General features: G+C 60.3%; 16 protein-coding genes and 2 pseudogenes. 14 read left to right on the forward strand and 4 right to left on the reverse strand.

Annotated elements, in window-relative coordinates; all coding sequences use genetic code 11:
- Positions 1-548, forward strand: a 548-nt coding sequence (locus IB272_RS27195; protein ID WP_192445451.1) for an aldehyde dehydrogenase family protein, incomplete at its 5' end; no start/stop codon positions are given.
- 92 nt (positions 549-640) lie between these two features.
- Here IB272_RS27195 and IB272_RS27200 read toward each other — a convergent pair.
- The gene (locus IB272_RS27200) at positions 641-1,627 is read right to left on the reverse strand and encodes a transketolase C-terminal domain-containing protein (RefSeq protein WP_060582016.1); all 987 of its coding nucleotides are present in this window, start codon (positions 1,625-1,627) and stop codon (positions 641-643) included.
- A gap of 1 nt (position 1,628) precedes the next feature.
- Positions 1,629-2,516, reverse strand: coding sequence for a transketolase (locus tag IB272_RS27205; RefSeq protein WP_090297713.1), 888 nt, complete (start codon positions 2,514-2,516; stop codon positions 1,629-1,631).
- Positions 2,517-2,713: 197 nt separating this feature from the next.
- On the opposite strand from IB272_RS27205, the gene IB272_RS27210 reads away from it, so the two are divergent.
- Both IB272_RS27210 and IB272_RS27215 read left to right on the forward strand, forming a co-directional pair.
- Entirely contained in the window at positions 2,714-3,721 is a 1,008-nt protein-coding gene (locus IB272_RS27210) for an amidohydrolase family protein (protein ID WP_060582015.1), read from the forward strand.
- Positions 3,721-4,029: a NifU family protein gene (locus tag IB272_RS27215; RefSeq protein ID WP_034798527.1), complete on the forward strand. Its 309-nt coding sequence runs from the start codon at positions 3,721-3,723 to the stop codon at positions 4,027-4,029. Before IB272_RS27210 ends, IB272_RS27215 begins: the two co-directional genes overlap by 1 nt.
- Before the next feature lie 153 nt (positions 4,030-4,182).
- Here IB272_RS27215 and IB272_RS27220 read toward each other — a convergent pair whose 3' ends face one another.
- A complete protein-coding gene (locus IB272_RS27220) occupies positions 4,183-5,250 on the reverse strand; it encodes an SDR family oxidoreductase (protein ID WP_192445452.1) in 1,068 nt (355 codons plus the stop codon).
- Between the two features lie 110 nt (positions 5,251-5,360).
- On the opposite strand from IB272_RS27220, the gene IB272_RS27225 reads away from it, so the two are divergent.
- The 10 genes from IB272_RS27225 (at position 5,361) to IB272_RS27270 (ending at position 14,619) form a co-directional block, all read left to right on the forward strand.
- Positions 5,361-6,251, forward strand: a complete 891-nt coding sequence (locus tag IB272_RS27225; protein ID WP_192445453.1) for a LysR family transcriptional regulator — start codon at positions 5,361-5,363, stop codon at positions 6,249-6,251.
- 173 nt (positions 6,252-6,424) lie between these two features.
- Positions 6,425-7,090 (forward strand): TetR/AcrR family transcriptional regulator, encoded by a 666-nt coding sequence (locus IB272_RS27230; RefSeq protein WP_192445454.1) that lies wholly within the window; start codon positions 6,425-6,427, stop codon positions 7,088-7,090.
- Positions 7,087-8,031, forward strand: coding sequence for a LysR family transcriptional regulator (locus IB272_RS27235; RefSeq protein ID WP_060529983.1), 945 nt, complete (start codon positions 7,087-7,089; stop codon positions 8,029-8,031). The genes IB272_RS27230 and IB272_RS27235 overlap by 4 nt, the downstream gene beginning before the upstream one ends.
- Positions 8,032-8,107: 76 nt before the next feature.
- Positions 8,108-8,890, forward strand: coding sequence for an SDR family oxidoreductase (locus tag IB272_RS27240; protein WP_034798533.1), 783 nt, complete (start codon positions 8,108-8,110; stop codon positions 8,888-8,890).
- A gap of 100 nt (positions 8,891-8,990) precedes the next feature.
- Positions 8,991-9,755 (forward strand): SDR family oxidoreductase, encoded by a 765-nt coding sequence (locus IB272_RS27245; protein ID WP_051659440.1) that lies wholly within the window; start codon positions 8,991-8,993, stop codon positions 9,753-9,755.
- A 22-nt stretch (positions 9,756-9,777) separates the two neighbouring features.
- Positions 9,778-10,713: a sugar ABC transporter substrate-binding protein gene (locus IB272_RS27250; RefSeq protein ID WP_034798535.1), complete on the forward strand. Its 936-nt coding sequence runs from the start codon at positions 9,778-9,780 to the stop codon at positions 10,711-10,713.
- Positions 10,714-10,760: 47 nt separating this feature from the next.
- Positions 10,761-12,296, forward strand: coding sequence for a sugar ABC transporter ATP-binding protein (locus IB272_RS27255; protein WP_127890257.1), 1,536 nt, complete (start codon positions 10,761-10,763; stop codon positions 12,294-12,296).
- Between the two features lie 41 nt (positions 12,297-12,337).
- The gene (locus IB272_RS27260) at positions 12,338-13,282 is read left to right on the forward strand and encodes an ABC transporter permease (RefSeq protein WP_234798869.1); all 945 of its coding nucleotides are present in this window, start codon (positions 12,338-12,340) and stop codon (positions 13,280-13,282) included.
- A gap of 103 nt (positions 13,283-13,385) precedes the next feature.
- A complete protein-coding gene (locus IB272_RS27265; RefSeq protein ID WP_034798539.1) occupies positions 13,386-14,174 on the forward strand; it encodes an SDR family oxidoreductase in 789 nt (262 codons plus the stop codon).
- Positions 14,175-14,196: 22 nt separating this feature from the next.
- The gene (locus IB272_RS27270) at positions 14,197-14,619 is read left to right on the forward strand and encodes a hypothetical protein (protein WP_177235763.1); all 423 of its coding nucleotides are present in this window, start codon (positions 14,197-14,199) and stop codon (positions 14,617-14,619) included.
- A 74-nt stretch (positions 14,620-14,693) separates the two neighbouring features.
- Here IB272_RS27270 and IB272_RS35645 read toward each other — a convergent pair.
- Positions 14,694-15,014 (reverse strand): annotated as a pseudogene (locus IB272_RS35645) (Fic family protein); the annotation flags it as partial.
- 11 nt (positions 15,015-15,025) lie between these two features.
- Between IB272_RS35645 and IB272_RS35040 the strand changes: the two are divergent.
- Positions 15,026-15,265, forward strand: a pseudogene (locus IB272_RS35040) (hypothetical protein); the annotation flags it as partial.
- Positions 15,266-15,695: the final 430 nt, after the last annotated feature.

Raw genomic sequence — 15,695 nt, forward strand, 5'->3', positions numbered from 1 at the left:
ATGCCTTCTCCGACAAGCTCGCCAAGGCGGTCGCCAAGCTGAAGATCGGCAACGGTCTCGACGAAGGCGTGATCCTTGGCCCGCTGATCGACAAGGCGGCGCTGGAAAAGGTCGAGGAGCATATCGCTGACGCCACCTCCAAGGGTGCGCGGGTGATCCAGGGTGGCAAGCGCCACACGCTCGGTGGCACCTTCTATGAGGCGACGGTTCTGGCCGACGTCACCCAGGCGATGGCGGTTGCACGCGAGGAAACCTTCGGGCCGGTCGCCCCGCTCTTCCGCTTCACCGACGAGGCGGATGTGGTCGAGCAGGCCAACGACACCGAGTTCGGTCTCGCGTCCTACTTCTACGCCAAGGACCTGGCGCGGGTGTTCCGGGTCGCCGAAGCGCTGGAATACGGCATGGTCGGCGTCAACACCGGGCTGATCTCAACGGCCGAAGTGCCGTTCGGCGGCGTCAAGCTTTCCGGACTTGGCCGCGAGGGCTCGCGCTACGGCATCGAGGAGTTCACCGAGATCAAATATGTCTGCATCGGCGGCGTTGCCTGAAACGAGACAAGGAAACGACCGCGGAGCTCGAGCCCCGCGGTCTTTCAAGTAGAGTGGTCTTTAGAGCCAAACGTCACGCGCGCTGCGGCTTTTTACGCGCGGCCTTCGAGCAGCCTCGTGGCGCGCGCCTCAATGCCTTTCGCGTCGAGCTCGTAGTGCGCATAGAGATGGGTCGGCGGCGCAATCAGGCTGTACTCGTCGTAGATACCATGCCGGGTCAATTTGACCGGCAGGCCCTCGCTTGCCAGCACCTCGGCGACCGCACCGCCCAGTCCTCCGAGCACATTGTGCTCTTCCACCGTTAGGATTCGCGGGCTTTGACCGGCGGCTTCTAGGATGGCGTCACGGTCGATCGGTTTCACCGTCGCCATGTCGAGGAAGCCGACGCTTGCGCCTGCGGCCCGCAGCGCGCGGGTCGCTTCGAGGGCGGGGTGGACCGTGGAGCCTGTGGCAATGATCATGAGGTCCGTTCCCGAATAGTGCGAAATCGCCTTGCCGATGGTGAACGGCTGGCGCTGCGCATAGACCTCGGGATCGCGTCCTCGCTGGATACGGATATAGATCGGATGAGGATAGTCGTTCGCAGCCTTGATCACTTCCTTCAGCTGATTGCCATCGGCCGGCGCGATGACCGTGAGGTTGGCGATCGAGCGCATGATGGCGAGGTCTTCAGTCGCATGATGCGAGGTGCCGTAAAAGCCGAGCGAAATGCCGGCGTGGTGGCCGATCAGCCGAACCGGCAGTTTGGAATAGGCGACGTCCATGCGGATCTGCTCGCAGCAGAGCAGTGCGAGGAAAGATGCGAAGGTTGCGACATAAGGTTTCATGCCGACAGCGGCCATGCCTGCTGCGGCCGACACCATGTTCTGCTCCGAGATCCCGAACTGAACGAAGCGATCGGGATGGAGCGCGTGGAACTTCGCAAGGCCGTTCGAATATTGCAGGTCGGCGGTGCCCGCGACGATCGGCTCGCCCGCAGCGACGAGTTCGATAAGAGCGTCCGAGAGTGCATCGAGGCCGGGTGTCACGGCATTGAGCTGGCGGTATTGCCAGGACTTGTCGGAAAGCGGCTTGTTCATCTCAGATCTCCATCGCTTCGATTTCGGCAATTGCGCGCGCAGCATCCGAAGGGTCGAGATAGCCGAGGTGCCAGCCTGGTTCGGTTTCCATGTAGGAGACGCCCTTGCCCTTGACCGTCTCCGCAATAATCATCACGGGGCGTGTCCGCTCGCGATCGGCCTTGAGCGTGCGAAGCAAGGTTGCGACTGCCGCCACATCGTGGCCGTCAACGACATGGGTCTCCCAGCCGAAGGCCTGCCATTTCTCGACAATCGGCTCGACGCCGATGATGTCGTCGACCGATCCGTCAAGCTGGTAACCGTTGCGATCGATGATGCCGATCAGTTTTCCAAGCCCGTTGTGCGCGCCGAAGAGGGCAGCCTCCCAGACCTGACCTTCCTGTAACTCCCCATCGCCGATCATCACGTAGGTGTAGAAGTCCTTGCCCAGCATCCGGCCGGCAAGCGCCATGCCGCAACCAGCCGAAAGGGCGTGGCCGATCGAGCCCGAGCTGAAATCAATGCCGGGCACCTTCGTCATATCAGGATGATCGCCCAGCGGATTGCCGAGGCGGGTATAGCCGTCGAGCACGTCACGATCGATGAAGTCGAGGTCGGCGAGAAGGGGAAAGAGCCCGACGGCCGCGTGCCCCTTGCCCATCATGAAACGGTCGCGATCCTCCCATTTCGGTTCGCCACGTCTGAGGTCCATCGCGTCGTAATAGAGCGCCGAGAACAGCTCGGCTGCGGAAAAGACCGAGGTGTAATGGCCGACTTTCGCGATCTCGATCAGCCTGATTGTCTCGAGGCGACAGAATTTGGCGCGGTCCTTGAGGAACGCGATTTCCTCGTCAGTCGGTCTGAGGCTGTTTCGGCCCCCGGTTATTTCGATCCTGCCTGGTTGGGTCACGTGCTGTCCTCGTCCTCAAGGTGGGTCGCCCCACGGAATGCTTGATCACGAGGTCTGTTTTAGCTTTAGAAACGCGCGGCCGCCCGCACGAATAGCTGAAAACAATCTTCAACTATTCCAAAGAAATGAACGGGTTGGCTCATGTTACCTAGTGAGGGACGCAAGTGAAGGCGGCGGTTTTCTCAAGGAGGTAAACAATGAAAGACGGGATGTTTGTTTTCGACGCGGCGGTCCATACCCAGGACTTCGGCGACAACCAGATCAAGCCGGGAAGCGACGGCAGACGTGTGAAACTGCTGCGCTCGCAGATCGCCGGCTTCATCAATTTGACGGGTCGCCGAGGGCCGCCGCCGGAAACGGAAACCTTCTCCAACCCCGATCTTGAATGGGGCAACAAGATGCTCTTCGAGAACTCCGACACCGATATGGCAAGCGCCTGCTCCGTGCCGCTGTTCTCGCACTGGCGGGCCGGGCTTGGTCCGGTCGAACTCAGCGATGCCTTCGCCAAGTCGAACCCGAAACGCGTGGTACTCACCGGTGGTGTTGACCCGGCCTATCACGGGCTTGATTTTGCGCTCGAAGAGATGGAGCGCCAGGTCAAGGAACTCGGCGCCGTTAGCATGAAGTTCTATCAGTACCAGCGCCGTGGCTGTTCATGGCGCGCCGACGATCGCGACATCGCCTATCCGCTCTGGGAGAAGGCGATCGAGCTTGGCATCAAGATGGTGCAGTTCCACAAGGGTTTTCCGCTGGAACTCGGCCCGGTCGAGGCCTTCAAACCCAACGACATCCAGTATGCCGCCGCGGACTTCCCCGAGCTGAACTTCGGGATACATCACCTCGGTGATCCCTATGTCGACGAGACGATCTCGATCGCCAGCCGTTTTGACAACATCTACCTGATCCTGCCGCTCTGGTTTAACCAGTACTACCTCCAGCCCTGGAAGATGCTGGCACGCCTCGGCGAAGCCTTGCTCTATGTCGGCTCCGACCGCATCTGCTACGGCTCCGAGGCCTTCATCTGGCCGCATGTCCAGACCTACATCGATACGCTCGCCAATCTCGAAATGCCGGAGGAGCTGCAGGAGCGCTACGGCTATCCGGAGATCACCCGGGAGATGAAGGAAAATATCCTCGGCAAGGCCTTTGCCCGCGGCATGGGCATCGACATCGAGGCCAAGAAGATCGAACTGGGGCTGGTCTGATGACGGCCCGCTCTGCCATATCGACGGATGCGCTCGAAGCTGCTTTTGCGCGCATCCGCCCCCTGATCCTTGGCCATGGCGGCGATATCGAGATCGCCGATATCAGCTCGGACGGCGTCGTGAGCATCAAGCTCGTTGGCGCCTGCAAGGCCTGCCCCAACATGGCGATGACCTATGTCGGGCCGATCCGCACCTATCTCATGGAAGTGGACGGCGTTGCGGAGGTCCGCTGCGAACAGGTCAATGCAAGCATCAAGACGCTCGATCGACTTGCCCGTAGACTGGGTTCAAGACCGCTCATCGCCTGAAAAGGCGGAGAGACTGAGAAACGTCAGAAGCCGCGCCCCCGCACGGAGCGCGGCTTCTTTGCGTCACGGGACGCGTTCCGAATTTTCGCGAACCAGAAAAGAAAACGGCGCGCCATTGGCGCGCCGCGGTTTCGTTCGAATTGGTTTGGTCGATTAGGGAATGATGCGTTCGGCGCGCAGGCGGTCGAACACGTCGATGAAGGAGCGTTCCGTGTCCTGCGTTTCCGCGAAGCCGAGCGCTCTCGCCTTGGCCATGGAATGCACGCATTCCATCGGTCGCCCGAGGTCGAGATCGGTGTGCCAGGCAGAGGCGAGGCGATCGAGCTTGTTCGGCTGCAGGGCATGCTGGGTGACGAGCCGGTCCCAGTCATTGCCGAGGTCCTTCATCTGCTCGGCAAGCGAATTGTACTGGCCGGGATACTCCGCCACGGGAATGTCGAAATAGTCGGCGATCGTCTTCCAGAGCTGCTCCCAGCGGAAGACATCGCCGTTGACCGCGTTGAAGGCTTCATTACGGGCGTTCGGTTCCGTGCCGGCCCAGACGATCTGCTTGGCGAGGATGCGCGCGTCGGTGATATCGTTGAGGCCACGATAGGCCGTCGGGCTTCCGGGGAAGCGGAAGGGACGGCCCGTGGCTTTGCAGATCGAGGCGTGTGTAGCCAGCGTCGCGCCGATGTTCATCAGGTTGCCGACCGCGTAGCCGATGATCGTATGAGAGCGGTGCACCGACCAGCCGAAATCGTACTCGGCGGCATAGGCCATGACGATGTCTTCGAGCTCGTAATAAAAATTCTTCTTCGGCAGGCGCGGCGCTGTTTCACGGAAGGGCGTGACTGGCTGGACCTTGCCGTAGTCCTCGAAGGGTCCGAGATAGTGCTTTGTGCCGGTGACAATGCCGACATGCTGGACGCTGCCCTTGTCCTTGAAGGCATCGAGCACATTCTTCAGCATATTGCCGTTGAGGCGAATGTTCTCGTCCTCGTTCGATCCGAGCGTCCAGGAGCAATAGAAGATGTGTGTAGGGGCCAGGTGGGAGAGGGCCGCGATCGCCTCGTCCCGCTTCAAAAGGTCAACCGCGTGCGGCTTGATGTAGGACGACCCGAGCGGTGGCCGCCGTGAAGCGCCATGGATTTCCCAGCCGCCGAGATCTCTCAGATGCTCGGCGACGTTCAGCCCGACGATACCCGTCGCACCGACGATCAATGCGCGTTTTTGATACATGGATTCCTCCCTTTGTGACATGTGGTGGAGAGGATGACGGTTTACCCTCTGGTCAGGTAGGCCGGCTTGAGGAATAACTGAAGTGAATTAAGTTCACGAAGGCGATTGGAATGCAAAACCGGGCACTCGAGATGGAAGTCTTCGTGACGATCGTCGAAGCCGGCAGCTTTTCGGCGGCGGCCCGGGTCTTCTCGATGTCGCCTTCGGCCATCAGCAAGCTGGTCACGCGTCTTGAAAAACGCCTCGGCGTACAGCTCGTGGTGCGCTCGACCCGCAGTTTCCGACTGACCACCGAAGGAAACGATTTCTACAAGACGTCCCGGGCCATCGTTCAGGAAATTGCCGAGGCCGAAGCAAAGATCGCACGCAAGGCAGAGGCCGTCGGTGGGCTTTTGAAAGTCAGCACCAACCTGCCGTTCGGCACGCACGTGTTGTCACCTCTCGTCGTGCGGTTTCTCGACGAAAACCTGGGCATGCGGATCGATCTCGAATTCAGCGACGAACCGGTCGACCTGATTGCGGAGAAGACCGATATCGCGATCCGAACGGGCGTTCTGCGCGATTCTTCGTTACGTTCCCGTCGGTTGCTGAGTTCACCAAGGCACGTCGTCGCCGCGCCGGATTATCTCGCCCGGCACGGCGAGCCGGCCAGACCGGAGGACCTGCGCAAGCACGCGTGTCTTACCTTTGGCGGCCGTCCGCATCTCAACACCTGGCAGTTCAAGGACCCGGTAGACGGTGCGTCGGTTCATGTCGACGTGGCCGGCAGGCTGGTCGTCAACAACGGCGAATCCATGCGCCACTTCGCGCTGCAGGGGGCCGGTATCGCCCGGCTTTCTGCATTTCATATCAGTCGCGATCTTGCCGAAGGACGCCTCGTTCAGCTGCTCGGTCCTTGGGATGCAGGGGAGACTGAACCCATATCGGCGATCTATTCGGCCCAGACGCATGTGCCGCAGAGAATTCGCAGGTTCTTGGATTTCCTGGCGCGCGCGATCTGACGAGAACTGATCAGTTGATAAATTATCACTTGATCAGTTTTGGCGATGGTGTTACCTCTTGTGTTAGCTCAGGGAGAGAGCATGGGAGGTTCCCGACCGCCGTTAGGGTCGGAGCCAAGTCTGATTTTCAAAGCATGAGGGCTGATGTCGCTAAGGTGTCAGAACGATAGGCTATGGCAAAAGCAGCACGAAAATACCTCGACGCGGCCGATCGCGAGCAGCAGATCCTCGAATTTGCGATCGATTTCGTCGCCCAGCGAGGACTGCGGTTCACAACGCGCGAACTGGCCGATGCGCTCGGCGTTTCTCAGCCGCTGCTCTACAGGTACTTCAAGAACCGCGACGACCTGCTCCAGAAGATCTATGACGAAGTCTACCTGAAGCGCTGGGATGCGGGCTGGAACGATCTGCTCGCCGATCGTTCGCTGTCGATCCGCGAACGCCTCGTCCGTTACCTTAGGGCCTACACGGCTGCGATCCTCGATGAGCGCTGGATCCGGATCTTCATCGCGTCGGCGCTGGAAGACCCGCAGATCACCCAGAAATATCTCGGTTTGCTGCATGAGACGACCTTTCCGCTGATCTTCGCCGAAATCGCGGCTGAAGCGGGTGTCGAGGTTCCGACAGGTCCGAAGGCGGACGAACTGGTGCTTGAAATCGTCTGGGGTTTTCACTCCAGTTTCTTCTACTTGGGCGTGCGGAAATACGTTTACCGCAACAATATCCCGGATGATCTCGATCCGATTATCCGCGCGCGTGTCGAAGTGTTTGTCACCGGCCTTGCCGCGAGCATGAGCGATCTCGGACAGTTCCTGCCCGAGTTGGAGGTCAGCCGATGAACAGCATCCAAGACCTCCGCGTTTTCTCGGAAATCGTCAAATCGAACAGCTTTTCTCTAGCAGCCTCGAAGCTCGGCCTGTCGCCGGCAACGATGAGCGGACGGCTGAAGGCGCTCGAATGTCACTTCGGGGTCGCGTTGTTGAAGCGGACCACACGCTCGCTTTGCCTGACGGAGGAAGGGCGCTATCTCTTCGAAACCTCGCAGACGATCCTTGAGGATTTCGAGCGGCTCGACAAGACGATGCGCGCGCGCAAGAAGAACCCGAACGGAACGGTGACGATCGCAGCACCCACTGAATTCGGGCGGAAGTACCTGATCCCCTTGACCAGCGAGTTCGGCGCCGCTCACCCGGAGATCGGTTTCCGCCTCATCCTTGGTGACGAGGACGTCAATCTGGTCGACGACGATTGCGACATCGTCATTCGCTTTGGCGCCGTGCCTGACAGCGCGCTCACCACGCGCAAGCTTGGCGAAAACCCGATGGTCATTTGTGCGGCTCCCGACTATCTGGCGCGGGTGGGGGCACCGGATGTCCCGTCCGATCTCGCTGCCCATAACTGTCTCGTCTATCTCGACGGCAAGATGGCTGCCGACAAATGGGGTTTCGCCGTCGATGGCGAACCGACGCTCGTTCGCGTCAGCGGCAACCGCATTGTTTCCGACAGGCAGGCGCTGATCGACCTTGCCAAGGCCGGACAAGGCCTCATTCGCGTGTCGTCCTGGGATGTTGCGCGCGAACTGGAAGAGGGAACGCTGGTTGCGGTCCTCAGGGACTTCGACTGCGACCCGGAGATCATTCATCTTCTGTCTGAACCGAGACACCGCCTGCCTTTGCGGACGGCCGAGTTCATCGATTTTCTCCTGCAGCGCGTGAAGCGCCTGAGCCGAAGCGCGGAGCTCTGCAGGACCGAGTACCCAAGGCTGCGCGGCGCCGCCTGATCGCTTTCTCATCGCCCTTGTTTCCAACGGTGCGCCTTTGCTGACCACCGAACGACGACGCATGGAGTTTTTTAGAATGGATTATGGTCTTACCGGCAAGCACGTGTTGATAACGGGTGGTGCCACGGGCATCGGGCGCGCCATCGCCTCCGTCTTTCTCGCCGAGGGAGCGGATGTCACGGTAAGCGGCATCAGTGCCGCGGAGGTCGAGGAGGCGGTTTCCGCTCTCGGTCAACGATGCCGGGGGATCGCAGGCGATCTGACCGCTGCGGGTGAAGCCGAGCGGCTCCATGCATTCGCTTCGTCCCACCGCCCCGTCGATATCCTTATCAACAACATCGGTATCTTCGAAGTGCGCGATTTCTTCGAGACGACGGATGAACACTGGTTTCGCTATTTCGACGTGAACGTCATGACCGGTGTGCGCATGTCGCGGCTGGTGCTGAAGGACATGCTGGCGCGAGGCGAAGGCAGCGTTGTCTTCATCAGCAGCGAAAGCGCCGTCAAGCCGCAGCCATGGATGGCGCATTACGGCGCCATGAAGACCTGCCTGCTCGGTCTGTCGCGCGCGCTTGCCGAACTGACGAAAGGCACCCGGGTCAGGGTCAACACCATCCTGCCGGGTCCGACGAACACCGAAGCGGTGCGCCGATACCACCAGGAAATCGCCGACGAGAAGGGTACGACCCGCGACACGGTCGTCTCCGACTACTTCGACGAAACCGAGCCGACCTCGCTCATCAGGCGAATGATCGAGCCAGACGAGGTGGCGCGCAGCGTCGTGCATCTGGCGGCAAGCTCGCACCTCAACGGCATGGCGATGCGTGCGGAGGGCGGCACCATCAGGGCCATTCTCTGAGCCTTCTTCAGCGGGGCTGAAGAGTGAATTCAGGGCAACGTCCTCAATCGCAAGCACCAATCGGTTTATCAATAAAATCAGCAGGTTTCGGGAGGTGCAGGTGAACAGATTTGATCTTGGCGGCAAGCGTGCGTTCGTCACTGGCGCAGCAAGTGGACTCGGGCAGGCAATCGCAATCGCGCTTGCCGAAGCGGGTGCCCATGTCGCCTGCTTCGACTTGCCGCGTGCAGCCGGCCAGGACGAGACGCTGGCAGCCATCTCCGCGACCGGCAACAGAGTGCTGGCCCTCGAGGGCGACGTCACCGATCGCAGTTCCATCGAGGCCGCATTCGATCGAGCCGAGCGCGAGCTCGGCGAGATCGATATCGCCGCCAATAGCGCCGGCATCGCCAATGTCAGTGCGGCCGAGACTATGCCGCAGTCGCAGTTCCTGCGGATGATGGACATCAACCTCAACGGGCTCTTCTGGTCCTGCCAGGTCGAGGGCCGCCGCATGCTGGAGCGTGGCCGCGGCTCCATTCTCAACATGGCGTCGATCTGTGGCTCGACCGCCATCCCCGGTCTTGAGCAGGTGCACTACGACGCGACGAAGGCGGCGGTGATCCGCCTGACGAAGAGCCTTGCCGCCGAATGGGCCGGGCGGGGTGTGCGCGTCAACTGCCTCAGTCCAGGCTTCATGGCCACGCCCATGAACAGCCGGCCGGAAGTGGCCGAGAACGTCCGCAAGTTCGCCGAGATGACACCGATGAAACGCATGGGGCAGCCACACGAAGTGGGCGGGCCGGCGGTGTTCCTCGCAAGCGAGGCGGCGAGTTACTGCACCGGTGTCGATCTCAATATCGACGGCGGTTTTCTATCAATCTGACGACAGAGTGGGAGGAGAAATCATGTCGACAGTTCTGAAATTTACCAGCGCCGCGATCATCGCCTTATTGGCCGCGTCACCGGCGCTCGCCAAGCCCGTCAAGATCGGCTGGATCCAGGGTAACGCCGCTTTCCAGGCCGAACAGCGCACCCAGGACGGCTTCAAGAAGTACCTGACCGAAAACAACATCGATGATTGGGAGGTGACCTATCTCGACTCTGCCGGTTCTGCCGAGAAGGTCGCCAACAACATCGAGGATGCGGTTAACCGCGGTGTCGACGTCATTTACGTGACCTATGCGGATCTGCGCGCCTCCAGCAACGCCCTCAAGGGCGCAGAATCAGCCCACATTCCAGTCTACACGGTCGACTCCGGCTGGATCCCCGGCTCGACGGCTGACATCACCACCAACAATTGGCAGATGTCTGCTGAGGTGTCGCTGAGCCTGATCAGCCAGATGAAGGGCAAGGGCAACCTCATCATTATCACCACCGACAAGATCAAGCCGGTGCGCGAGCGCACCGACACCTTGCGGGCGATCCTGAAGGAATATCCCGACATCAAGGTCATCGGCGAATACAACTTTGACGTCGCCAACTTCTATCAGGAAACGTTGAACGCCGTGCAGGACTTCGCCACACGCTACGGCGAAGAGATCACTGCCGTCTGGACACCTTGGGACGAGCCGGCGCAAGCGGCAATCACGGCTCTCCAAGGCGCTGGGCTGAACGTTCCGGTCTCTGGCATGGACGGGCACCCGGAAGCGATCAAGGCGATCTGCGAGCCGAACTCGATGTTCGTTGCGACCGGGCGGCAGCAGTTCGAGGAGTGGGGCGTGAACCTTGCGACCTATGCCAAGCGGGTCATGCTGGACGGTGATCATCCAAAGGAAGTCACGAACGGCAAGGACATCGTCTATTACGGTGCCACGCTCTTCACCAAGGACAACTGCAAGTGAACCGTCGGGCGGGCGGTGCTGCCGCCCGTCCATTTCGGAGGTGCAACATGTCGATTGTTCTTGAGAACATCACCAAGCAATGGCCGGGCACGCTCGCACTCGATGGCGTATCCATCGAGATCGTCGAGGGCCGTGTGCACGGCATTGTCGGCGAGAACGGAGCCGGCAAGACGACGCTTGTCAGCATTTTGAGCGGTGCCGTCCAGCCGACGGCCGGCACGCTCAGCATGGCGGGCCAACCGGTCGCATTCGAAAACCCGGCGGCGGCTGTGGCAAACGGCGTTTCGCTCGTATCGCAGGAAGGCAGCCTGGTGCCGCATCTGACCGGCGCCGAGAACATCTGTCTCGGCTTCGAGCCGGTCAAAAGCCGGTTCTTCATCAACCGGCGCGAGGTTCAGCGGCAGGCGGAAGAGCTCGCGAAACAGTGGTTCCCGGATACGGCAATCGCGCTCAACCGCAAGGTTGACGAGCTTCCCTATGCCGATCAGAAGGTCATCGAAATCCTTCGTGCCCTGCACTCGCGGCCCAAGGTTCTGATCCTCGACGAGCCCACGGCGACGCTGCCGGCTAAGGAAAAGCAGAGCCTCTGGACGCTGATCCGCCAATTGTCCGATGCCGGGATGGCGGTCGTCCTCATCAGTCACTTCCTGCAGGAAGTGATCGATCTTTGCGATGAGATCACCGTGCTGCAGGATGGCCGCAAGGTGAGCCACCTTTCCAATGCCGGGCACGAGGTCACCGAGCGTCAACTGATCGACCTAATGCTCAATCGTGGGCAGGCCGGCAACCAACATCGTCTGCCTGATGGTGCCCTGACGGAGCGCACGCTTGCTGCCGACGCGGAGATCGTCGTCGATATCGAGGGCTGGCAAGGCGAGCGTTTCCATATGGACGGCCTTAAGGTTCGCAGCGGCGAGATTGTCGGTCTGATCGGCCTGACCGGTTCGGGGCATTTCGAGTTCGCCCAGTCGCTGTTCGAGCCGCGCCTGGCGACGGCCGGTCGATACCGGTTCAAGAGCAAGGACGTCGGGCGGGCCAGCGTGCGCGACATGAAACGCTGTGGTGCAGCACTTATCCCGGATCACCGGATGATCAATGCCATGATCGGCGACTGGACCGTGCGCGAGAACATGTCGATGGCCGGGATCCAGGAAACGAGCCTCAAGCCTTTCGGAATTGTTCAGACCGGCCGCGAGCGTGCCGAGACACAGCGTCTGATCAAGCGGCTGAACATCAAGACATCGAGTGCGGAGACGAAGATCGTCGAACTGAGTGGCGGCAACAAGCAGAAGGTCTCCGTCGCCAAATGGCAATTCGCTTCCGAGGGCAGGTACAAGCTCTTCGTCTTTCTCGAGCCAACCGAAGGCGTGGATGTCGGCGCAAAGCGCGAGATCCACGAGCTCATCGTCTCGCTCGCCGAACGTGGCGCGGCTGTCATCGTTGCATCGAGCGATCTCCTCGAGATCGCCCATGTGGCTGACCGGGTCGTGGCGTTCAGGAATGGCCGGGACGCCGACCAGATTGCCCGTCGCGATTTCAGCGAGGCCGTCTTCATCAATGCAATTGCGGGGGTAACCCAATGACCATGACAACGACTATTGCTCCGGAGAAAGCGTCCCGCCCGATGCGCATTGGCACACTCATCCAGAAGTACAGCACGCTTGCCGTTCTGATCATCCTTTTCCTGGCTTTCGCGGTCGGCACGGATCGGTTCTTCACCGGCACCAACCTCGTCAACATCCTCCAGCAGATCTCGATGTTGACCATCGTCGCGGTCGGTCTGACCTTTGGGTTTGCCGCCAAGGAGATGGATCTTTCCGTCGGCTATGTCGTTGGACTCGCCGGTCTGCTCGCCCCCCTCTTGATGGTGGCGGGCGTGCCGATCCCCTTGTCGATCGTCGGCGCGCTCGTCGCGGGTCTTGGCGTCGGCCTCATCAATTCCGCGCTCGTCGTCGGCGTCGGAGTTCCGTCGCTGATCGCGACACTCGCGGCCGGCTCCATTCTGTGGGGCATCAACTTCATGATTTCCGGCGGGCGAGCGATCTATGGCGGCATTCCCGCCGACTATCTGGCGGTCGGCCAGGGCAAGGTCTTAGGCATACTGCCCTATCCGGCGCTGATCATGTTGGTCATTGTTGGCAGTTCGTGGTTCGTCATGGAGCGCACGACCTTTGGTCGCTACCTTTATGCCGTCGGCGGCAATGCCCGCGCCGCCGAACTTTCGGGCATCAAGGTGCGCTCCTATCGGGTCTATGGCCTTGCACTGAGCTCGCTCTTTGCCGCGATCTCCGGGATCATACTCTCGGCCCGGCTTGGTTCGGGTCAGCCGAATGGCGGTGAAACCTATCTTCTGGATGGCCTTGCTGCCGTGTTCATCGGCATGACGATGCTTCGCCCCGGCACGGCGACCGTGATGGGCACGTTCTTCGGGGCGCTGCTGATCGGCATCATGAACAACGGTCTCAACCTGGTGGGCATGGACACTTACGTGCAAAGCATCGTCAAGGGCATCATCATCGTCATCGCCGTGTCGGTGGTCTCCCGCACGACGAAGCTGAAGCTTCTTTGACCAACCGGTCGAGGGAGGATGCTGAAGAAACCTTGACGCGCTCCTCGATTGCCGTGGCATCCTTGTTGCGGCCGTCGAGAAGTATGTGGAGGAGACTGCAGCCATGAATCTGAACCTGAAAGACAAGGTCGTCATCGTCACCGGCGCAAGCTCCGGCATCGGGCTGGAAACGGCCAAGGCGCTTCTTGCCGAAGGCGCCCGCGTGCTGGGGGTCAGCCGTGACATGGCGCCGGTGAGAGACCTAGCCGCACATGCCCGCTGGCGGACATACGAGGTCGATCTTGGGGAGAAAGGCGCAGGGGAAGCTGCTGCGGACACGGCGCTCAAAGCCTTCGGCCGCATCGACGTGCTCTTCAATAATGCTGGCATCTGTCCAACGCGCGGCGGTTTTCTCGACGTTTCGGACGAGGATTGGGCGCAGACGCTCAATGTCAATCTCATGGGCTATGTCCGTATGGCGCGAGCTGTAATTCCCACCATGCTCGCGCAGAAGAGGGGTGTGCTTATCCATTGTGGTTCGGAGGCCGGGCGCATGCCGCATCCGCTGTTGCCAGACTACAGCACCTCCAAAGCGGCAATCGCGCTTCTGTCCAAAGCGCTTGCACGTGAGTTCACGTCCAAGGGCATTCGCTCGAATGTGGTTGCGCCCGCCCACATACGAACTGAGCTGTGGGACCGTCCGGGCGGGTTCCTTCACGCGCTTGCGGAGCGCTACGGTACCACGATCGACGGCGCGGTGGACGCGTTCCTTGCTGAATCAAGACTGCCCGCGGGGCGGCTTGGCACCGCCCGGGACGTGGCCATGGCGGTTCTTTACCTGGCCTCGGACCTCTCCGAGTTCATTAGTGGCGACGTGATCAATATCGATGGTGGGGTCATACCCACCACGTGACGGAGAAACCGGGATGATACCGATGATTGAGAGCAGCGTTGGAATGTCGAAGGCTTTTCGCGATGAGATTGCGAATGCGGACGAGCGGGTCGGACAGGTTCTCGTGTCCGAAACTGACTTCGTGCGTGTCTGGCACATCTGCCTCGCCCCCGGTGAACGTCTCGGTTTCCACCGACATCAGCTGGATTACTGCTGGATTGCGCTGACGTCAGGACGGTCCCGCTCCACATATTCAGATGGGAAGGCTGTCGTTACCGACTACAACGCCGGCGACTGCAAGGTCTTCGCCTTTGCTGCCGACGAGACGATGGTTCACGATCTGACCAACATCGGCGGGACGCATCTCGCTTTCACAACTATAGAATTCAAGGGCGCGCTCGCGCGAGAGCGCGACAGGGTTGAACCACCAAAAAACGCTGTCCGCGATCTCAATGACTCCATGTGACGCAAGGCGGACGCTTTGCTATGGAATGTTCCTTCTGTGCGTCCAAGGTCGCATAATGTATCGACAGGAACGCTTTAGCCGCTTGCTCCCTCGCTCAGTATTTCCATGTACGCGCGATAGACGAAGACTCGGCCACGCCGTCGACCTGTTGCTTCTTCGACGATCCCAAGTTTCTGGAGTTGGTCTAGAGCTGCGTTGACGGTGGGCATGGTTAGTCCGCTCCGTTTCATCGCCGTGGGGGCGGTCAGATAAGGGCTGGTGCGCATGGCTTCGTGGATCTGGAGGACTGACCCCGTACGCTCAGACTCCCTTACGATGCGTTCGCGGTCGCCGTCGAACAGTCGTGCAATTTGATTGGCAGTCTCAAAAGCTTGTTCCGCTGTTTCGGCGATTCCATGTCGGCGGTAATTCGCTTGTTGGAAAGCGGATGGTCAAGAAGCAGCAGATGCGATGGTCGCTCCACGGCGCTCACATGCTCACGCAGGTCCGGACGACCGCGTTGAACGGCGGACTTCGCGATCGCTTCAGGGCACCATTCCGACAGCCAGACCCGAACGTGCCTTCGATATTCAAGCCCCAGCCACCCCCCTTTGCGCCGCCTGACCCTCGAGAAGTTACCGGTCTCCAAAGGGGCAATCTCAATTGACTGCCAACTCTTAAATTTAGTGCCAGGCTATCTTGTTGAAACTATTGCTGTCGGAGTCTTGCGGTTAAATGCAAAACGACATGGGCGCTTTGTAGCCGCTATAGGCATTGATCCCTTCGGTCGCACCAAGGTCGCCGGAGCGGATCTGCGGCATCTTCGGCAGTAGATCGGTGATTATCTTGGCCAGCGCTGCTCTTACACATCCTTGCAAGCGGTCTGGCGATCCGTTCCTCGGCGACGTAGTGAGCGGGCAGGGCTTTTGCTGTCATTTGGACGGCGCAACATCGGCCCCGTGCGCAGTCATGACCCGGAGGTAGTCTTTTCCAAGAGCCCCGTCGTTGTAGTCGCACCAGTCTTGATATTGGACCATACTGACCATCCCTGCGCGAAGAGTTCGCGACGCGTTCTAAGAAGGTGGCGGTTCCAGCGG

The organism is Ensifer sp. ENS08, assembly GCF_014852195.1.
In the GTDB taxonomy this organism is placed as follows: Bacteria; Pseudomonadota; Alphaproteobacteria; order Rhizobiales; family Rhizobiaceae; genus Ensifer; species Ensifer adhaerens.